Raw genomic sequence first — 18,125 nt, 5'->3', positions numbered from 1 at the left:
TCTATTCGCTGTTTTCGGTGTAGCGCGATTGCGCCGTCTTGACGTCGGTGCCGGCGGCATTCTGGCCATTGCCCATCGTCACCAGGTCACCCGATGACTGCGGATTGCCGATCTGCTCCAGCATGACGCGAAAGCGGTCGTTGGTCAGCGCCGACATGGCGGTATTCCGGGCCGCGTCGACGTCGTCCATGATGCGTCTCGATTCCGGCGAAAGCGCGGTCGACCCCGACACCTGCGTGTGTCTTACCGCCGGCAGCGTGTTTCCGATATTCGTGATCTGCAATTCCCGGCCCCCTCAAGCCCAATCCCGGCACACTGGATAGCAGCGGGGCATTGCAATGACGTTCCTGAAAAGCCACGCAATTTAACGATTCCGCAGATCAACTCGTCACCCAGGATCTGTTGAGATTCAGGTCAGGCCGAGCCGAAAACGATGGCTCGCGAGAACCGGAGCGGAGCGTACTTTTGGGTACCTGAGCACCGCCTACGCCGGCCGTAGCCATAGCTGCCACGATCCCTCATGAGTGCTTCGGCCGGCGAAGGCCGGAAGCACAGCGAGCCGTCGTTTGCAGGCCGGCCTCACCTGAATATCGATAGATCCGGAAAAAAGGCCGGCAAGGTTTCCCTCGCCGGCCTGCCTCACCCGCCCGTAGCCGGTTCCCCCGTATCAGAACGACCCCCGTCTGAAAGGAACCGGCGTTATTGCCACTACCGGTTACCGCCCAGCGCCGAGGCAAGGCGCACAAGCGAAAGGAACTCGGACCTGTACCCAAACGGGTCGGCTCCTCGGGCGGCGGTGGCAATCTCCATGATCTTGTCGTAGCCGAACTTCGCGGTCGCATCCTCGTCGCGCAGCTTCTGGCCGAAGGCGGCGACAGCGACGGAGAAACGCTGGTCGGTGCTGGCCTCGTCGAAGGACTTGACCTCGTTGGCCGACGTCACCGGCGTGGTGATCAGCTTCGAGACGTCCTCGTTGGGCAGCTTGTAGCGGATCTTGACGAAGGCATATTCGTCGGCATTGGCGACACCGCCATTGTTGACCGTTGCCTGGCCGTAGCGCAGCGGATCCATCTGCTCGCCGCCACTGCCCTTCGGCGTGATCTCATAGATGGCGGTGACCGAATGGCCGGAGCCGATATCGCCGGCATCGACGCGGTCATTGTTGAAATCCTCACGGTTCAAGGCGCGGGTTTCGTAACCGATCAGCCGGTATTCCGAGACCTTGTCCGGATTGAACTCGACCTGGATCTTGACGTCCTTGGCGATAGTGAACAGCGTCGAGGAGGCATCCTCGACCAGAACCTTCTCGGCCTCGGCCAGCGTGTCGATATAGGCGGCGGTGCCGTTGCCGTTCTGGGCGATGGTTTGCATCATCTGGTCGTTCAGATTGCCGCGGCCGAAGCCAAACACCGACAGGAACACACCCGTCTTGCGTTCCTGCTCGATCAGCCGCTTCAGGTCCTCGTCGTCAGTCTGGCCGACATTGAAATCGCCGTCCGTGGCCAGCATCACACGGTTGATGCCGTCCTTGACGAAGGACTGCTGGGCAAGCTTGTAGGCCTCCTTGATGCCCGCCTCGCCGGCCGTCGAGCCGCCAGGCTGCAGATTGTCGATGGCGTTGAGGATCTTGTCCTTCTCGGTGACCTTGGTCGGCATCAGCACGGTGCCGGCATCACCGGCATAGGTGACGATCGAAATGGTGTCGTCCGCCTTGAGCTTGCTGACCAGCAGCCGGAAAGCCGACTTGAGCAGCGGCAGCTTGTCCGGCTCGTCCATCGAACCCGACACGTCGATCAGGAACACCAGATTGGCCTTGGGCTGCTCGACCGGCTTGATGTCGAAACCCTTGATGGCGACGTGCATCAGCTTGGTGTGCCCGTTCCACGGCGTCGGCATGACGCTGACGGTCGAGTTGAACGGCGTCGACGCGGATTCCGGCCCCTTCCAATCATAGGGGAAGTAATTGACCATCTCCTCGACGCGCACCGTATCGGCCTGCGGCAGGTAGCCCTGCTTCAGCGAGCTGCGCACGAAGGAATAGGAAGCGGTATCGACATCGATCGAGAAGGTCGAGACGGGATCCTGAAGGGCTGCATGCACCGGATTGGTCTTGAAATCCTCGACGCGGTCGCGGTTTGGCTCCTGCGGCGCAATCTGGTCGGCCGGCGGTGTAGAGGGCTGCGCCAGGTACTTGGACTCGGCGGCACCCGCCATGCGGTCGACCCGCCCGGTGTCGGCCGGGGCAGCTGTGCCGTCAAGTGAGAACTCGCGGCTCTCAACCGGCGCAGGCTCGGCCGGCAGGCCGCGCCCCAGCGCATCCTGCTGCGCCGGGGCGACGGCAACTGTCGATTCGGACTTCGGCGCCGCCGGCGGCGTCTGAAGCGCCGGAATGGCGTCGCGGCTTCGCACTTCGGCGTCAGCGTCGGCCTTCTTCAGGTCGCCTTCGGGCGCCTGCTTTTCTTTCAGCGGCGCGTTGGTTGCCGGTTTGTCGGCCAGCGTTTCGGTGATCTTCTCGTCGCCGCCGAACGGCGACGGCTGTTCCCTCAGCATGTGGAAGGTGGCGTATCCGGCGATCGGCAGGGCGACGAGCCCGGCAATGGCTGGCGTGGCAATGAGTTTCTTTTGCATGATCTCGCTCCAGAGCTTTTGTGCTCGCTCTGTGAGACGAAGCCCGCCAACCGATCCTTGGGTGGCGGCCGAAATATTTTCCTGATCAAAGGCGCGCATGGCGGCTTCGAAGGCGCGTGCCTTCGCGCTTTCGCCCGGCGCCGGTACTGCTGCATCGCGCAGCCTGTTGAGTTCGTTGTCGTCGACCATGGTCACACTTCCCCGGCTGAACGCATCAACGTCTTCAGCCGTTTCTTCGCTTCATGGATGTGCCAGGAAACCGTCGTTTCCGAGATTGCCATCGCCTCGGCGGCGGCCGCATGGCTCAAGCCTTCGCCATAGACCAGAAGCACCGCATCGCGCTGCTTGTCCGGCAATTGCCGCACCGCTGCCCAGAGCGCCTCAGTGGGATCTTCGGGCTCGGCCGAGGCCTCTCCCGAAATCATGCTGTAGGCGCCATAGGCCTCGGTCTTGACGTTTTCGCGCGTGGTCTTGCGCATCATGTCGCGCGCCGCGTTCATCGTCACGGAGTATAGCCATGTCGTGAACGCACCGCCGCCGCGATAGTCGCGGATTGCCTTGCCGAGACGGACGCAGACTTCCTGGGCGATGTCTTCTGCATCGGCCTTTTTTCCGCACCAGCGATAGGCGGCGCGATAGACGAAGTCGTAGTGCCGCTCCAGCAATTTGCCGAAGGCACCCCTGTCTCCGCCCTTCGCCCGCCCGATCAATTCGGCGTCGGAGGCTTCGCTCTCATCCAGCATCATCGCCATCATTTGCCTGTTGGACGAAGGCTAATGGCCAATCCTTGGGGTTATGGAAAGAATTTTTTCGGGAGCAACGGATTCGGGATGCGCAACAGGTGTGTTGAGATTCAGGTCAGGCCCAGCCGAGAGCTATGGTCTCAGAGAACCGGAGCGGAGCGTACTTAAGTACGTGAGCACCTGAAGCGCAGGAGACCATGGCTCGCAGGCCGGCCTCACCTGAATATCAGCACACCTGGCCGGCTACCCAGCCGGACGACCACGCCCACTGAAAATTATAACCGCCGAGCCAGCCCGTGACATCGACAACTTCGCCGATGAAAAACAGGCCCGGCACGGATTTCGCCTGCATCGTCTTCTGGTCGAGCCCGTTGGTATCGACGCCGCCAAGCGTCACTTCCGCCGTGCGATAGCCCTCCGAGCCGGCCGGCTTGATGCGCCAATCGTTGACGGCGGCCTCTACGGTTCTCATCCGCAAGTCCGTCAAATCGGCGAGATTGCCGTCGATCCCGGTACGCTCGGCAACCGCCTGTGCAAGGCGCTTGGGCAGATGGTTTGCCAGCACTGTCTGCACTGCCTGCCTGCCGTTGACGCGCCGGGCGGCGCGCAGCAGCTCGGCGACATCCACTCCCGGCAGCATGGCGATGCGAATCTCGTCGCCCTCGCGCCAGTAGGACGATATTTGCAGGATGGCAGGCCCGCTCAGGCCGCGATGCGTGAACAGCATCGCCTCCGAAAACCGCGTCTTGCCGCAGGCAACTTCGGCGTCGACGGCATTGCCGGCCAAGGGCGCCAGCCGCTCGAGCGTTCTTGCATCGAAGGTGAGCGGCACCAGCGCCGGCCGCGTCTCCATCACGGCGAGACCGAATTGCGTCGCAAGCTCGTAGCCGAAACCCGACGCGCCCATCTTGGGGATCGACTTGCCGCCACAGGCGACGACCAGCGATTGGCAGGCGATGGTTCCGCTGGAGAGAGAAAGCTCAAACCCTTCGGCAGTCTTGGTGACATCCCTGGCCTCGGTCGACAATGCCAGCTCTGCACTCCGGTCACGCATCTCCGCAACCAGCATGCCGATGATCTGCAGCGCCGAGCCATCGCAAAACAGCTGTCCCAGCGTCTTCTCGTGATAGGCAATGCCATGCCGTTCCACGAGCGCGATGAAGTCGCGCTGTGTGTAGCGGCTGAGCGCCGAGATGCAGAAATGCGGATTGCCCGAGAGAAAGTTCTTCGGGCTCGTGTGGATGTTGGTGAAATTGCACCGGCCGCCGCCGGAGATGCGGATTTTTTCACCGGGCTTTGCCGCGTGATCGAGCACCAGAACCGAACGGCCGCGCTTGCCAGCCTCGATAGCGCACATCATTCCGGCCGCGCCCGCCCCGATCACCACCACATCATAGGATTGCATCAGGCCATTCGTTCCCGCTCGACCGGCGCCGATTTAGCAGGCCGCGCCAATCGTGCAGTCTCTACCCGTTCGGTGCGACTGCAGGCAACGCCTGGTAGTGTCTCAGTTTGAATTTCCGCTACGGGTGGAAAGCAGACTGTCAGTGATCGACTGTGACTTGCGGGCGCGTGGGCTTTGCGTTCGGGAGCTTGATACAAATCGGTTCGCGTCGTCCTTCTCGTCCGACGGATGCAAGGGCATCCCTTTGCACGGCGACGTAGGCATACGTATCAAAGCCAATCAGGAACTGTAACGCTCACAATACAGGAATCCTTTCTCTGCACTTTGAATGCACCAACCAGCCCATCATCTCCTTTCCACAAAAAGGGATGGTCATTTTCCTTGGCGAACTTTTCAAAGTCCGTAACTGTCAAATGGCAAGAAGTGAAACCCATGTTCGCCATCTTACTCAAGAAGCGCATTTCTCTCCGTTGCAACCCAATTTGTTCCTTCAGGTTGTCGATTTCCAAGGCCGGATCGAGGCCTCGGATAAACAACAAAAGCGCTACCACAGTCGGAACAGCCACAAGGATTGCCAACAAGAAGTTTTTCATCTTAACCCCGCTTGCAATAGCTCAGCGTGGTCGACAGCCGTATCAAATTTCAAACTGAGACACTACCCAACGTCTCGATCAGTGTTTAGCCCAGCGTTTCGGCAAACAGCGTCGTCAATCGCTTCCAGTGGCGTTCGGCGCCGGTCGCGTTGAAGACACTATGGTCCGACACGCACCAGCCATGCGCCATGCCGGCATAGTTCTCGATGGCGTGGTCGACTTCGGCCACGCGCAGCGCCTCGGCCAACCGCGCCGACTGCTCCGGCGGAAAGCTGCGATCGACGCCGGCAACGCCGACATAGACACGCGCCTTGATAGAGGCTGCCTTGCGGTGCGGGCTGTCGGCATTGTCGCCAGCCAGATTGCCGCCGTGGAAGCTGGCGGCCGCCACGATGCGATCGGGATGGGTTGCGGCGGCATTCAGCGCCCGCGCCCCGCCCATGCAGTAGCCGACGGTGCCGACCGATCCGGTGACACCTTCCGCAACGAGCGCATCGAGGAAAGCGCCGCTGTCGCGGACGGTCATGTCCTGCGTCGTGCCGTGCACCAACGCCATCAGCGCAGCCTTGGTCTCCTCCACGACAAAAGCGGTCTTGGCATCGAACGGGCCATAGGGCGCATTCCGGTAGAACAGATCCGGCACCAGCACCGCATAGCCCTCACTCGCAAGCCTTTCCGCCATCTGGTCGAGCGCCGGTCGTGGCCCGAAAGCGTCCATGTAGAGAATGATGCCGGCCTTGGCCGCTGCCGTCGGGCGAAACAGCCCTGCCTTGGCCACGCCATCCGCGGTCTTGATCTCGATATCCTGCTTGGCCATGGCCCGCTCCACTTAAGTGTCGCGCGATACATATCCGTGACAAGCGGCTGGGCAAGTCAATCAAGGACCCGCCGCGTTCACAAATGCGTATCGTCGGCAGCCTAGTCGCGAATGGCTCAGCGCGCGAATGCCGCCATGTGAAAGGCCTGCACATCTGAGGGATAGCGATAGGCCGTGCCATACGGACAGGCATTGCGGTCCAGGCAGCCGCCGGTCCGGCAAGGCGAACCGTTCGCACCGCGCACATGCGCGAGGCAGGACTGATAGGCAAAGCCTTCCCTCGAATAGGCGTCGACCGGACAGGATTTCATACAGGGTTTTTCGACACATGCATCGCAAAGGTGAATCGATGCCTGAGACGCGTCGACCGCGATCTGATCTTCGAACAGCAGCGCGCCACGATAGGCATGCCAGAGCCCATATTGTGGATGCATGAGAATGCCAAGCGGCGACGGTTTCAATCCCTCCGCCCGCATCGCCCATTGCTGGAACGGCAGATACGGCCTGTCGGATGGAGACACGGCGCGCGCGCCAAATTTTTCCGCCACCGCGCCGATCACCTGGCGTGACCAGGTGTCGAGCGGATTGGCGATGGTTTGCGGTCGCCGTTCGCGCCAGCGCAGGAAATGCGGCCAGGGTGCCGCGCCCGCCTGCCCGACCAAAAGGGCGGACCCAACGGGATTGCCGGACAAGCCAGAGGGCGCCTCCTCGCCTTCGGCGAACATGACGCGGCCGCGCAAAATGAGGCCGTTGGCGGAAAGCGCGGCCGCTATCGCGTCAGCGGTGCCGCGCACAATCATCCCTTCTGGTCCGGGTCGGAAAAAGCGCTCCGCCAGACTTCCTTGTGGATGATGTTGGCGACTTTAGCCCCGCCTGACTCGGGCTCCTTTCAAGTGAAGGCGTCAGCCATCGACGCCTTCTTGGTGGCGATGTAGTCCTTCAGGCCGTCGTCAATGCCCGGATCGAGATACGGCGCCTCGTAAGCCTCCAGCCAGCGGCGTGCCAGATCGTTGGCGCGCTGCGGTGCTGTCTTTTCGCCTTCGGCCAGCCACTGCTCGTAGGAATTGTTGTCAGCAATGCTGGAGCGGTAGAAGGCGGTCTGGAAATTGGCCTGCGTGTGGTCGCAGCCGAGATAGTGGCTGCCTGGGCCGACCTGGCGGATGGCGTCCATCGCCTGGCCATTTTCCGACAGGTCGACGCCTTCAGCAAACTTCTGCTGCATGCCGAGCTGGTCGATGTCCATCATGAACTTTTCGTAGCAGGAGGCGAGCCCGCCTTCGAGCCAGCCGGCCGAATGCAGCACGAAATTGGTGCCGGCCAGGATGGTCGAGTTCAGTGTGTTGGCGCTTTCATAGGCTGCTTGTGCGTCCGGAACCTTGGACGCGCAGAGCGAGCCGCCGGTGCGGAATGGCAGGCCGAGCCGGCGGGCTAGCTGTGCTGCACCATAGGAAACCAGCGACGGTTCCGGCGTGCCGAAGGTCGGCGCACCCGACTGCATCGAAATCGACGAGGCGAAGGTGCCGAACAGCACCGGCGCACCGGGCCGGATCAGCTGCGTGAACGACGCGCCGGCGAGCACTTCAGCCAGAACTTGCGTCAGCGTGCCGGCGACGGTCACCGGGCTCATCGCGCCGGCGAGGATGAACGGCGTGACGATGCAGGCCTGGTTGTGGCGCGAATAGACCTTCAGCGCCCCCAGCATGGTTTCGTCGAACACCATCGGCGAATTGGCGTTGATCAGGCTGGTCAGCACCGTGTTGTTTTCGACGAAATCGTCGCCGAACACGATCTTGGCCATCGCGACCGTATCTTCGGCCCGCTCCGGCGCCGTCACCGAACCCATGAACGGCTTGTCCGAATATTTGATGTGGCTGTAGACCATGTCGAGATGGCGCTTGTTGACCGGCACGTCGACCGGCTCGCATACGGTGCCGCCCGAATGGTGGATCGACGGCGCCATATAGGCGAGCTTCACGAAATTCTGGAAATCCTCGATCGTCGCGTAGCGCCTGACGCCATCGAGATCGCGCACGAAGGGCGGGCCGTAGACCGGCGCAAAGACGGTGGCGTTGCCGCCGATCTGCACCGAACGCTCGGCATTGCGCGCATGCTGGGTGTAGATGGGCGGTGCGGTCTTCAGCAGCGAGCGGCACAGCCCCTTGGGGAAATGCACGCGCTCGCCCTTGACGTCGGCGCCCGCCTCTTTCCACAGCTGCAGCGCCTCGGCGTCGTCACGGAAGATGATGCCGATCTCTTCCAGCACCGTGTCGGTGTTGTTTTCGATAATCGCCAGGCCCTCCTCGTTGAGGACCTCATAGATGTTGATCTTGCGCTTGATGTAGGTGAGCTGGGTGCCCGGCCCGCCACCCGAGCGGGCCGCGCGCCTGGCTGCCGCACCGCCGCTGGCAGCGCGCCCACGTCGAGCATTGGACGCTTCCTGGTCGACTGACGCGTTCTCACTCATGATCGTTTTTCCCTAAAAACCGTTTGCGGCCGCGCATCGCGGCTTCTCGCCCGGATCGTAGCCATGCACCCTATTCGAAACGGCCCGCCAGCGCCAACGCCTGTCGCAAAATCGACAAGAATTCCAATAGATTTGCGGTCGCTTTCCTTTTGCGGGAAGTCGCAAATCAGCTATGGATACCTGCCCCTGCCGGGTTAGGTATTGACGCGATTATTTTAAGCCGCCGTGGTCGCATCCCCGCGGCAAGGAGCCCGAGAAAAAATGGCCGACGACGAGATCATCCTCTCCGAGCTTTCCGACGACGAGCTGGTGCAGCAGATGCACGACGATCTGTATGACGGGCTGAAGGAAGAGATCGAGGAAGGCACCAACATCCTGCTCGAGCGCGGCTGGGTGCCCTACAAGGTGCTGACCGAAGCTCTGGTCGAAGGCATGCGCATCGTCGGCGAGGATTTCCGCGACGGCATCCTGTTCGTTCCTGAAGTGCTGCTGTCGGCCAACGCCATGAAGGCCGGCATGTTCATCCTGCGCCCGCTGCTCGCCGCCACCGGTGCTCCGAAGCAGGGCAAGATGGTCATCGGCACCGTCAAAGGCGACATTCACGACATCGGCAAGAACCTCGTCGGCATGATGATGGAGGGTGCTGGCTTCGACGTCATCGACCTCGGCATCAACAATGCGGTCGAAAAATACCTCGACGCCATCGAGCAGCACCAGCCCGACATCATCGGCATGTCGGCGCTTTTGACCACGACCATGCCCTACATGAAGGTCGTCATCGACACGATGAAGGAAAAGGGCATTCGCGACGACTATGTCGTGCTGGTCGGCGGCGCGCCGCTCAACGAGGAATTCGGCAAGGCCGTCGGCGCCGACGCCTATTGCCGCGACGCGGCGGTGGCCGTCGAGACCGCCAAGGACTTCATGAAGCGCAAGCACAACGTGCGCGCTTCAGCCTGATTTGTTCCGCAAGGCGTTTGGCCAACAATCGAAAGCCGCGCCTTGCAGCGCGGCTTTTTTGTTCCCAGATGTTGGCGACGACGGCCGCGTCTCAGGGTTTGGTGACGGTGTCGTCGATGGCTTTCGCGGTCGATTTGAGATCCCGACCGACGCCGCGCACGGTGTTGGCGCAGGCCGTAAGCGCCAGGGCGCAGGCAAGGATTGCGATCGGCGCAACGCGTAACAGTTTCATGGACGGTTTATCCCTCTCTCGATAGATTCGCCCCACAGCAACGAAGGCCGCTTCGACCGGGTTCCATGGCTAGAATACAAAAAACGAAACCGAATCAAGACGACAGGCTGCTGGTCATCGCCTGCGGAATGATTGCGCGCGAAGTTTTGGCCGTCAAGGAGCAGCTCAAGCTCGACCATCTCGACCTGACTTGCCTGCCGGCTGAGTTCCATTTCTACCCCGACCGCATCGCACCGGCGATGGACAAGGCGATCGAGAAGGCCAAGGCGGACGGTTACCAGAACATCTTCGTCGGCTATGCCGATTGCGGCACCGGTGGCCTGCTCGACCGGGTGCTGGAGAAGCACGGCGTCGAGCGCATGGCCGGTCCGCACTGCTTTGCCTTCTACCAGGGCATGGATGCCTATGCGAAGGTCGCCGACGACGACATGATGTCCTTCTACATGACCGACTTTCTGTGCCGCCAGTTCGACGCCTTCTTCATGAAGCCGCTCGGTCTCGACAAGCATCCGGAACTGATCAAGGACTATTTCGGCAACTACGAGAAACTGGTCTACATCGCGCAGACCGACGATCCCGAACTCGACAAGGTCGCCGAGAAAGCCGCGAAACTGCTTGGCCTTGTCTATGAACGCCGCTCGACCGGCTATGGTGACCTGACAACGGGACTGGCGCAGGCTGCCGCACACGCCTGAAGCAATTCTTGAGCCGCGACGCCGTCGAGAACAGATGACACGCCGCCGCGAATGGGTAAGTTGTGCGCCACAAGCAAACAGGCTGATTCAGCCATCCGAACACGGAAACGTCCCGATGACCCCACGCCTGCTGATAGCCGCCCTTTGCTTCCTCTGTTTCGCCCTGCCCGCTTATGCCGACGGCGCGGTGCAGAAGATCATCACGCCGGCCGACAAGGTGCGCCTCGACAAATATGGCGAGACCCGCAAGGCAGCCCTGGCCGAGGCAAAAGCGGGAGACCCGGCAGAGGTCAGTCAACTCGACGCATTGCTGGCAAAGCCGCTGGTGGCTTTTTCCGACAAGGACCTGACCGGCAACTGGCAATGCCGAACCATCAAGGTCGGCCTGACCGGCCCGCTGGTCATCTATGGCTGGTTCAAATGCAAGGTCACTGACGACGGTTCGGGTTGGCGGTTGGAAAAGATCAGCGGCTCACAGCGCACAACAGGCCGCTTCTTCGATGATAGCGAGAAGCGCGCCATCTATCTCGGCTCCGGCTATGTCAACGATAACAAGGCAAAACCCTATGGCAGCGGCCCGGAAAGCGACCAGGTCGGCTATGCTTTCCGCACCGGCGCCAATGAGTGGCGCATCGAATTTCCGGCGCCCTATTACGAATCGCATCTCGACATCATCGAGTTCAAGCGCTGATCCGCAGGTCTTTCGCCGGCCGGGCGGCTGGTGCGGTCATCAAGATTTAACCCTGCCCGGCACAGAATTGAGCCGGGCAGCGCACGGCAAATGGTTGCGCGCCAGCAAGAAGGCGCGCCATGGCTTCAGCGGATAGAAACAGTGCTGCGATCGTCGTCGTCACCGAAGGCGGGCCGCACATCTGGGCCATCGTCAACGCCATCGCCGACCAGCTCGCCCCTGTCAGCGTCATCCTCGAAAGCCCTGAATCCAAAAAGCAATTGCTGCTCGGCCGCGCCCGCCGCCAAGGCTGGTTTTCGGCCATCGGCCAGCTTGGCACGATGGTGCTGACAAGGCTCGGCAAGCGCTTTTTCGCCGGGCATGCAGAGCGGCTGATTGCCGAACAGAAATTGCAGACCGAACCGAGGCCGGGACAAAAGATCATCCACGTCTCCTCTGCCAACGCAGCCGATTGCCTGCAGGCGATCGCCGACATCCGCCCGGGCGTAGTGTTGCTCGCCGGCTGCCGCCTGCTGTCCAGGCAGACGCTGGCGAAAATGCCTTGCCCGGTGCTCAACTATCACGCAGGCATCGCCCCGAAATATCGCGGCATGAATGGCGGCTACTGGGCGCTGGCCTCTGGTGACGCGGGAAACTTCGGCACCACCGTGCATCTGGTCGATGCCGGCGTCGACACCGGCGGTGTGCTGAAACAGGCGCGCGGCAAGCCTGAGCCCGGCGACACAATTTCGAGCTACGCGCTGCGCCAGGCGGCGTTCTCGCGCGGCATCTGCGTCGAGGCGGTCCGCGATGCGCTGGACGGCAAGCTGGCGACGGTCCAGCCGGATCTGCCGTCGAAACAATGGTACCACCCGACGATCTGGTTCTATCTCTGGACCGGCCTCACCAGGCGGGTCTGGTAGCCGGTTTCGCCTGCGAATCTCGCCTTTCTTTTTGCGACGTCCAATAGCGTCGCTTTTGAATGCGCGCGCGTCGTCCCATAACAAGCAGCCCCACTGCGCATCCGGCAATGCTCGCTGCTGCTGGATAAAGTGGTCGAGAGTCCTTCGTGCGTCCAAGTGGACGCATGGCGCTCGACAGGGAGTGAGAATTTCATGGCCGATCTGATCGTCGTCTATTGGCGCGACATCCCCGCCCAGGTCATCGTCAAGAAGGGCCGGCAGAACGCCAAGCGCGAACTGCCGCTGCGCTTCACCGAGGCGATCGACATGTGCGCCATGCGCACCGGCGCCGGCGGCACAGACGACTACCTCGCCGAATGGCGCAAGGCCGAACCGGTTCCGGTCGGCGACGATCTCGAAGCCGAGGTCGAGAAGGCGTTCAGCGACATCGACGCGAAATATGACCGCGAGCGGCTGGTCGCTCTGGTCAAGGCGGGCGGAAAAGAAAATGTCTGAAACCACTCCTGCCAAAGAGGGCCCGGCAGTTACCCAGGCCACGCTGGTCAAGAAGGCAGCGCCGAAATCCGACTACAAGCCGGCCGATGTGTCGCCGCAGCGGCGCGTGCAGCGCTCGTTTGCAGTCAGGCTGTGGTCGATCCGCCATTCGCGCCTACTCGAATGGTTCTACTCCAGATTCGCCGACATGTTCCTGCTTCTCCATCCTTTGTGGAAAGGCCTTGGCTACGGGCGCGTCGAAGCCCCGGTCAAGTTCGTCGAAAAGCGCGTCAAAGGCTTCATGTTCGACTGCCGCATGTGCGGCCAGTGCATCCTGTCCTCGACCGGCATGTCGTGCCCGATGAACTGCCCCAAGCAGCTGCGCAACGGCCCTTGCGGCGGCGTGCGCGCCAACGGCAATTGCGAGGTCGAACCTGATATGCCCTGCGTTTGGGTAAAGGCCTGGGAAGGCTCGCAGAACATGGTGCACGGCGACAAGATCCTGACCGTGCAGAAGCCGGTCGACCAGTCGCTGCGCGAAACCTCGGCCTGGCTGCGGGTAACGGCGCAGTCGGCAGCGGCCCGCGAAACCGCGGCCAAGGCCAACACCGGAGCCGCCGCATGATCGGCCGCCAGCGCGACGAAAACCCGGCCGGCATCCATCTGCCGCTCGATCCCCTGCCCGGCCATTCCTCACGTGGCCGGCTGGAGCGCGTGCTGCGGCGCGGCGAATTCGCCGTCACCACCGAACTCAACCCACCCGACAGCGCCGATCCGGAAGACGTCTATAACCGGGCGAAAATCTTCGACGGCTGGGTCGACGCCATCAATGCCGTCGATGCCTCCGGCGCCAACTGCCACATGTCGTCGGTCGGCATTTGCGCGCTTTTGACCCGCATGGGCTATGCCCCGATCATGCAGATCGCCTGCCGCGACAAGAACCGCATTGCCATCCAGGGCGATGTGCTGGGCGGGGCTGCGATGGGCGTCGCCAACATGCTGTGCCTCACCGGCGACGGTGTGCAGGCCGGCGACCAGCCCGGCGCCAAGCCGGTGTTCGACCTCGATTCCATGTCGCTGCTCGAGACCTGCCGCATCATGCGCGACAACGGCAAGTTCCTGTCCGGCCGCAAGCTGACGACGCCGCCGCAGATTTTCCTCGGTGCCGCCGTCAACCCGTTCGCGCCGCCCTTCGATTTCCGCCCGATCCATCTCGGCAAGAAGATCGCCGCCGGCGCGCAGTTCGTGCAGACGCAGTACTGCTTCGACGTGCCGATGTTCAAAACCTTCATGCAGAAGGCGCGCGATCTCGGCCACACCGAAAAGGTCTTCATCCTGTGCGGCGTCGGCCCGCTGGCTTCGGCCAAGACGGCCAAGTGGATCCGCTCCAACGTACCCGGCATCCATATCCCGGACTCGATCATCAAGCGGCTGGAAGGCGCCCAGGACCAGAAGAAGGAAGGCAAGCAGCTCTGCATCGACATCATCAACGAGGTGAAGGAAGTCCCGGGCGTCGCCGGTGTCCACGTGATGGCCTACCGCCAGGAGGAATATGTCGCCGAGATCGTCGATGAATCAGGCGTGCTGAAGGGCCGCCAGCCGTGGAAGCGTGAGATCCGCCACGACGACCAGATGGTCGCCGACCGGCTCGACCACATATTGCATGACGAGATTACCGAAACACAGGTGGACATGGTAAAGACCGCGCACTAGAGCAATTCCAGGAAAAGTGTAAAACGGTTTTCCGTCCGGAATTGAGTTAAAACAAAGAGTTAGAGCGGGTCGCCGTTTCCGTGAAACGGTGAACCGCTCTAACAGCGGCCAAGCACCAGACCTGGAACGAAACCAGACACGATATAAAGAAGCCCTTTATATCAAGGCGGAGAGACTTCATGACCCGGACCATTGTCGCCTCGGCGACACGAGAGATCATCATCGGCTTCGACCAGCCCTTTTGCGTGATTGGCGAGCGCATCAACCCTACCGGCCGCAAGAAGCTGGCCGCCGAGATGATCGCCGGCAATTTCGAGACCGTCATCAAGGACGCGCTGGAACAGGCCGCCTGCGGCGCCACCATGCTCGACGTCAATGCCGGCGTCACCTCGGTCAATCCGAACGAGACTGAACCGGGCCTTCTCGTGCAGACACTGGAGATCGTGCAGGGCCTGGTCGACCTGCCGCTGTCGATCGATAGCTCCGTCACCGCCGCCATCGAAGCCGCACTGAAGGTCGCCAAGGGCCGTCCGCTGGTCAACTCCGTCACCGGCGAGGAAGAAAAGCTCGAAGCCATCCTGCCGCTGGTCAAGAAGTACAATGTTCCGGTCGTTGCCATCTCCAACGATGAGACCGGCATTTCGATGGATCCGGACGTCCGCTTCGCCGTCGCCAAGAAGATCGTCGAGCGCTGCGCCGATTTCGGCATTCCGGCGCATGACGTCGTTGTCGACCCGCTGGTGATGCCGATCGGCGCGCTGGGCGACGCCGGCCGCCAGGTGTTCGCGCTGCTGCGCCGTTTGCGCGAGGAGCTCAAGGTCAACACCACTTGCGGCCTCTCCAACATCTCGTTTGGCCTGCCGCACCGCCACGGCATCAACGCCGCCTTCATCCCGATGGTGATCGGCGCCGGCATGACCTCTGCGATCATGAACCCGGTGCGTCCGCAGGAAATGGAAGCCGTGCGCGGCGCCAATGTGCTGAACGGCACCGATGAGAACTGCACCAACTGGATCAGGACCTACAAGGACTACAAGCCGGCCGAAGGCGGCCAGGCGGTTGCTGCACCGACGGCTGTCAACGCGCCGGGCGATGGCGCTGCCGCTAATGGCCGCCGCCGTGGCGGTCGTGAAGCCCGCATGGCCAGGGGATAAGCGCGCAATCGTGAACTCGCCTGCAAACATTACCGATCCGCTCGTGCTGTTCATGCCGTCAGGCAAGCGCGGGCGGTTCCCTGTCGGCACACCGGTGCTCGATGCCGCGCGCCAGCTCGGCGTCTATGTCGAAAGCGTCTGCGGTGGCCGCGCCACCTGTGGGCGCTGCCAGATCGAGGTGCAGGAAGGCAATTTCGCCAAGCACAAGATCGTCTCTTCCAACGACCACATCTCGCCCAAGGGGGCCAAGGAAGAGCGCTACGAGCGCGTGCGCGGCCTGCCCGAACGCCGCCGCCTCTCCTGCTCGGCGCAAATCCTCGGCGACCTCGTCATCGACGTGCCGCAGGACACGGTCATCAACGCACAAACCATCCGCAAGGATGCCGACACGCGCGTCATCGCCCGCGATGCGGCAATCCGCATGTGCTATGTCGAGATCGAAGAACCCGACATGCACAAGCCGCTCGGCGATCTCGACCGTCTGAAAATCGCGCTGATGAAGGATTGGGGCTTTAAAAACCTCGAATTCGACTTCTACCTGATGCCGCAGGTGCAAGGCATCCTGCGCAAGGGCAACTGGACCGCCACCGCCGCCATCCACAAGGATGCCGAGAGCGACATTGCGCGCGTCATCGCACTTTGGCCCGGCCTCAAGAACGAGGCCTATGGGCTGGCCTGCGATATCGGCTCGACCACCATTGCCATGCATCTGGTGTCGCTGCTGTCAGGCCGCGTCGCTGCTTCCTCGGGCACCTCCAATCCGCAGATCCGCTTCGGCGAGGATCTGATGAGCCGTGTCTCCTATGTGATGATGAACCCGGACGGCCGCGAAGGCATGACCGTCGCTGTGCGCGAGGCGATCTCTGGACTGGTCGACAAGGTCTGCGCCGAAGGCAATGTCCAGCGCAACGACATCCTGGACTCGGTCTTCGTCGGCAATCCGATCATGCACCATCTGTTCCTCGGCATCGATCCGACCGAGCTGGGAGGCGCGCCGTTCGCGCTCGCTGTCTCCGGCGCGGTGCGCATCAAGGCCTCTGACATCGGCCTGAAGCTCAACCAGGGCGCGCGCCTCTATATGCTGCCTTGCATTGCCGGTCATGTCGGCGCCGACGCGGCCGCTGTGACGCTGTCGGAAGGCCCGCACCGCCAGGACGAGATGATGTTGATCGTCGACGTCGGCACCAATGCCGAGATCGTGCTCGGCAATCGTGCGCGGGTCGTGGCTGCTTCTTCTCCCACTGGCCCCGCCTTCGAGGGCGCAGAAATCTCCGGCGGCCAGCGCGCCGCGCCCGGCGCCATCGAGCGGGTGCGCATCGATCCCGACACGCTGGAGCCGAAATACCGCGTCATCGGCTCGGAGCTGTGGTCCGACGAACCCGGCTTCCTCGACAGCGTGCAGGCGACCGGCGTCACCGGCATTTGCGGCTCCGGCATCATCGAGATCGTAGCCGAGATGTACCTCGCCGGCATCATTTCCGAGGATGGCGTGGTCGACGGGTCGCTGGCCGAGCGCTCGCCACGTGTCACCGCCAATGGCCGCACCTTCTCCTATGTGCTGAAAGAAGGCGAGCCAAAGATCACCATCACCCAGACCGACGTGCGCGCCATCCAGCTTGCCAAGGCGGCACTCTATGCCGGCACTAAGCTTCTGATGGAAAAGCAGAACACCGAGCATGTCGACCGCATCCACTTCGCCGGCGCCTTCGGTTCCTTCATCGATCCGAAATACGCCATGGTGCTGGGACTGATCCCCGACTGCGACCTCGACAAGGTGTCGGCCGTCGGCAACGCCGCCGGCGCCGGTGCCCGCATGGCCCTGCTCAATCGCGGCTATCGCCGCGAGATCGAGGACACGGTCAGCCATATCGAGAAGATCGAGACAGCACTTGAGCCGAAATTCCAGGAGCATTTCGTCTATGCCATGGCGCTGCCGAACAAGGTCGACCCGTTCCCGAAACTGTCGGCGGCGGTGAAATTGCCACCGCGCAAGACCGTCAGCGAGGACGGCGTCGCCGGCGGCGCCGCCCCACGTCGGCGTTCGCGCGAAGGCCACGCCGCCAGGCGCAGCCGCGAATAGGCCGGCCGCCAAGGCCGGCGAATTCTTTCAATTTCGTTTGCATGCAAATGTTTCCAGATCGCACCGATCTGGAAACCGAAGCGCTGTTTTCGCGCAATCCATCCGATACAGACGTGAAGCATTTAACGGACACCGAAAGGCGGGCCGGACTATTGCGCCGTCACAACGCTTCAAAAGGAGAATGAAGATGTCGATGTTCGACAGCCTCGGTCGTTTTCGCACGGCCATCAAGAATGCCCAGTCGGTGCGTGCCATGAACAGCCTGCCGCCCGAAGTGCAGAAGGACATCGGCTGGCCCGTGTCGCCGCGCATCGACGCTCAGGCCAACCTGTCGCGTCTGATCCTGGACTCGGGACGCTGATGACCTTCGCCGACAAATGCAAATTGCTGGCCAAACGCCGGGACCGCCGTGTGGTCCCGGCGACCACCGACATCAAGTTGCGCGCCGCGCTGCTGCCCCGGCGCTGAGCCCGTTTGCGCACCGCAGACCTGGTTGATCAAACAACCGTGTTGCATTGGGCCAAATTCTTGACATTTCGGCTGGAGGCACGATGTTCGAGATAGTGGGGAAATT

19 protein-coding genes are annotated in these 18,125 nt (G+C 62.1%); 10 read left to right on the top strand and 9 right to left on the bottom strand.

The features are described 5' to 3' along the window. Position 1 precedes the first annotated feature (1 nt). The 8 genes from AC1DYO_RS14665 to AC1DYO_RS14630 all read right to left on the bottom strand — a co-directional run bounded on the left by AC1DYO_RS14665 (position 2) and on the right by AC1DYO_RS14630 (position 8,650). Positions 2-283: a hypothetical protein gene (locus AC1DYO_RS14665; RefSeq protein WP_477264293.1), complete on the bottom strand. Its 282-nt coding sequence runs from the start codon at positions 281-283 to the stop codon at positions 2-4. 425 nt (positions 284-708) lie between these two features. Next, positions 709-2,817 (bottom strand): vWA domain-containing protein, encoded by a 2,109-nt coding sequence (locus AC1DYO_RS14660; protein ID WP_477264291.1) that lies wholly within the window; start codon positions 2,815-2,817, stop codon positions 709-711. Between the two features lie 2 nt (positions 2,818-2,819). Then, complete coding sequence (locus AC1DYO_RS14655; protein ID WP_112565450.1) at positions 2,820-3,380, bottom strand: RNA polymerase sigma factor; 561 nt, start codon at positions 3,378-3,380, stop codon at positions 2,820-2,822. 217 nt (positions 3,381-3,597) lie between these two features. Beyond that, the gene (locus tag AC1DYO_RS14650; protein ID WP_477264289.1) at positions 3,598-4,776 is read right to left on the bottom strand and encodes a BaiN/RdsA family NAD(P)/FAD-dependent oxidoreductase; all 1,179 of its coding nucleotides are present in this window, start codon (positions 4,774-4,776) and stop codon (positions 3,598-3,600) included. 269 nt (positions 4,777-5,045) lie between these two features. Continuing rightward, a complete protein-coding gene (locus AC1DYO_RS14645) occupies positions 5,046-5,369 on the bottom strand; it encodes a hypothetical protein (protein WP_477264287.1) in 324 nt (107 codons plus the stop codon). An 85-nt stretch (positions 5,370-5,454) separates the two neighbouring features. Further along, positions 5,455-6,186, bottom strand: coding sequence for a dienelactone hydrolase family protein (locus tag AC1DYO_RS14640; protein ID WP_477264285.1), 732 nt, complete (start codon positions 6,184-6,186; stop codon positions 5,455-5,457). A 116-nt stretch (positions 6,187-6,302) separates the two neighbouring features. Further along, positions 6,303-6,986 carry a hypothetical protein gene (locus tag AC1DYO_RS14635; protein ID WP_477264283.1) on the bottom strand — a complete coding sequence of 228 codons (684 nt, stop codon included), beginning with the start codon at positions 6,984-6,986 and terminating at the stop codon, positions 6,303-6,305. 89 nt (positions 6,987-7,075) lie between these two features. After that, complete coding sequence (locus AC1DYO_RS14630) at positions 7,076-8,650, bottom strand: trimethylamine methyltransferase family protein (RefSeq protein ID WP_181055966.1); 1,575 nt, start codon at positions 8,648-8,650, stop codon at positions 7,076-7,078. A 261-nt stretch (positions 8,651-8,911) separates the two neighbouring features. Between AC1DYO_RS14630 and AC1DYO_RS14625 the strand changes: the two genes are divergently transcribed. Beyond that, positions 8,912-9,610: a corrinoid protein gene (locus AC1DYO_RS14625; RefSeq protein WP_023688118.1), complete on the top strand. Its 699-nt coding sequence runs from the start codon at positions 8,912-8,914 to the stop codon at positions 9,608-9,610. Between the two features lie 91 nt (positions 9,611-9,701). On the opposite strand, the gene AC1DYO_RS14620 is transcribed toward AC1DYO_RS14625, so the two are convergent. Further along, entirely contained in the window at positions 9,702-9,842 is a 141-nt protein-coding gene (locus tag AC1DYO_RS14620; RefSeq protein ID WP_112565267.1) for an entericidin A/B family lipoprotein, read from the bottom strand. Positions 9,843-9,907: 65 nt separating this feature from the next. Between AC1DYO_RS14620 and AC1DYO_RS14615 the strand changes: the two genes are divergently transcribed. The 9 genes from AC1DYO_RS14615 to AC1DYO_RS14575 all read left to right on the top strand — a co-directional run bounded on the left by AC1DYO_RS14615 (position 9,908) and on the right by AC1DYO_RS14575 (position 17,912). Continuing rightward, on the top strand, positions 9,908-10,537 hold the full coding sequence (locus AC1DYO_RS14615) for a DUF1638 domain-containing protein (RefSeq protein ID WP_477264281.1): 630 nt from the start codon (positions 9,908-9,910) through the stop codon (positions 10,535-10,537). Between the two features lie 115 nt (positions 10,538-10,652). Then, on the top strand, positions 10,653-11,228 hold the full coding sequence (locus tag AC1DYO_RS14610; RefSeq protein WP_477264279.1) for a DUF4893 domain-containing protein: 576 nt from the start codon (positions 10,653-10,655) through the stop codon (positions 11,226-11,228). Between the two features lie 119 nt (positions 11,229-11,347). Beyond that, on the top strand, positions 11,348-12,130 hold the full coding sequence (locus tag AC1DYO_RS14605; RefSeq protein ID WP_477264277.1) for a formyl transferase: 783 nt from the start codon (positions 11,348-11,350) through the stop codon (positions 12,128-12,130). Positions 12,131-12,322: 192 nt separating this feature from the next. Beyond that, on the top strand, positions 12,323-12,625 hold the full coding sequence (locus AC1DYO_RS14600; protein WP_181055962.1) for a virulence factor: 303 nt from the start codon (positions 12,323-12,325) through the stop codon (positions 12,623-12,625). Further along, the gene (locus AC1DYO_RS14595; protein WP_181055961.1) at positions 12,618-13,229 is read left to right on the top strand and encodes a methylenetetrahydrofolate reductase C-terminal domain-containing protein; all 612 of its coding nucleotides are present in this window, start codon (positions 12,618-12,620) and stop codon (positions 13,227-13,229) included. Before AC1DYO_RS14600 ends, AC1DYO_RS14595 begins: the two co-directional genes overlap by 8 nt. Next, entirely contained in the window at positions 13,226-14,317 is a 1,092-nt protein-coding gene (locus AC1DYO_RS14590) for a methylenetetrahydrofolate reductase (protein ID WP_477264274.1), read from the top strand. Before AC1DYO_RS14595 ends, AC1DYO_RS14590 begins: the two co-directional genes overlap by 4 nt. Positions 14,318-14,496: 179 nt before the next feature. After that, entirely contained in the window at positions 14,497-15,471 is a 975-nt protein-coding gene (locus tag AC1DYO_RS14585) for a methyltetrahydrofolate cobalamin methyltransferase (RefSeq protein ID WP_477264272.1), read from the top strand. Then, positions 15,425-17,551: an ASKHA domain-containing protein gene (locus tag AC1DYO_RS14580; RefSeq protein WP_477264798.1), complete on the top strand. Its 2,127-nt coding sequence runs from the start codon at positions 15,425-15,427 to the stop codon at positions 17,549-17,551. The genes AC1DYO_RS14585 and AC1DYO_RS14580 overlap by 47 nt, the downstream gene beginning before the upstream one ends. Positions 17,552-17,738: 187 nt before the next feature. Beyond that, positions 17,739-17,912, top strand: coding sequence for a hypothetical protein (locus AC1DYO_RS14575; RefSeq protein WP_477264270.1), 174 nt, complete (start codon positions 17,739-17,741; stop codon positions 17,910-17,912). The last annotated feature ends 213 nt before the right edge of the window (positions 17,913-18,125 follow it).

It is taken from the genome of Mesorhizobium sp. P2_F5 (genome assembly GCF_056403715.1).
This window is presented reverse-complemented; position numbering and strand designations above follow the sequence as displayed.

Coding starts and splice junctions, on each gene's coding strand:
- AC1DYO_RS14660 (WP_477264291.1), bottom strand. CDS start 2,817: ATGGTCGACGACAACGAACTCAACAGGCTGCGCGATGCAGCAGTACCG.
- AC1DYO_RS14655 (WP_112565450.1), bottom strand. CDS start 3,380: ATGGCGATGATGCTGGATGAGAGCGAAGCCTCCGACGCCGAATTGATC.
- AC1DYO_RS14650 (WP_477264289.1), bottom strand. CDS start 4,776: ATGCAATCCTATGATGTGGTGGTGATCGGGGCGGGCGCGGCCGGAATG.
- AC1DYO_RS14645 (WP_477264287.1), bottom strand. CDS start 5,369: ATGAAAAACTTCTTGTTGGCAATCCTTGTGGCTGTTCCGACTGTGGTA.
- AC1DYO_RS14640 (WP_477264285.1), bottom strand. CDS start 6,186: ATGGCCAAGCAGGATATCGAGATCAAGACCGCGGATGGCGTGGCCAAG.
- AC1DYO_RS14635 (WP_477264283.1), bottom strand. CDS start 6,986: ATGATTGTGCGCGGCACCGCTGACGCGATAGCGGCCGCGCTTTCCGCC.
- AC1DYO_RS14630 (WP_181055966.1), bottom strand. CDS start 8,650: ATGAGTGAGAACGCGTCAGTCGACCAGGAAGCGTCCAATGCTCGACGT.
- AC1DYO_RS14625 (WP_023688118.1), top strand. CDS start 8,912: ATGGCCGACGACGAGATCATCCTCTCCGAGCTTTCCGACGACGAGCTG.
- AC1DYO_RS14620 (WP_112565267.1), bottom strand. CDS start 9,842: ATGAAACTGTTACGCGTTGCGCCGATCGCAATCCTTGCCTGCGCCCTG.
- AC1DYO_RS14615 (WP_477264281.1), top strand. CDS start 9,908: ATGGCTAGAATACAAAAAACGAAACCGAATCAAGACGACAGGCTGCTG.
- AC1DYO_RS14610 (WP_477264279.1), top strand. CDS start 10,653: ATGACCCCACGCCTGCTGATAGCCGCCCTTTGCTTCCTCTGTTTCGCC.
- AC1DYO_RS14605 (WP_477264277.1), top strand. CDS start 11,348: ATGGCTTCAGCGGATAGAAACAGTGCTGCGATCGTCGTCGTCACCGAA.
- AC1DYO_RS14600 (WP_181055962.1), top strand. CDS start 12,323: ATGGCCGATCTGATCGTCGTCTATTGGCGCGACATCCCCGCCCAGGTC.
- AC1DYO_RS14595 (WP_181055961.1), top strand. CDS start 12,618: ATGTCTGAAACCACTCCTGCCAAAGAGGGCCCGGCAGTTACCCAGGCC.
- AC1DYO_RS14590 (WP_477264274.1), top strand. CDS start 13,226: ATGATCGGCCGCCAGCGCGACGAAAACCCGGCCGGCATCCATCTGCCG.
- AC1DYO_RS14585 (WP_477264272.1), top strand. CDS start 14,497: ATGACCCGGACCATTGTCGCCTCGGCGACACGAGAGATCATCATCGGC.
- AC1DYO_RS14580 (WP_477264798.1), top strand. CDS start 15,425: ATGGCCGCCGCCGTGGCGGTCGTGAAGCCCGCATGGCCAGGGGATAAG.
- AC1DYO_RS14575 (WP_477264270.1), top strand. CDS start 17,739: ATGTCGATGTTCGACAGCCTCGGTCGTTTTCGCACGGCCATCAAGAAT.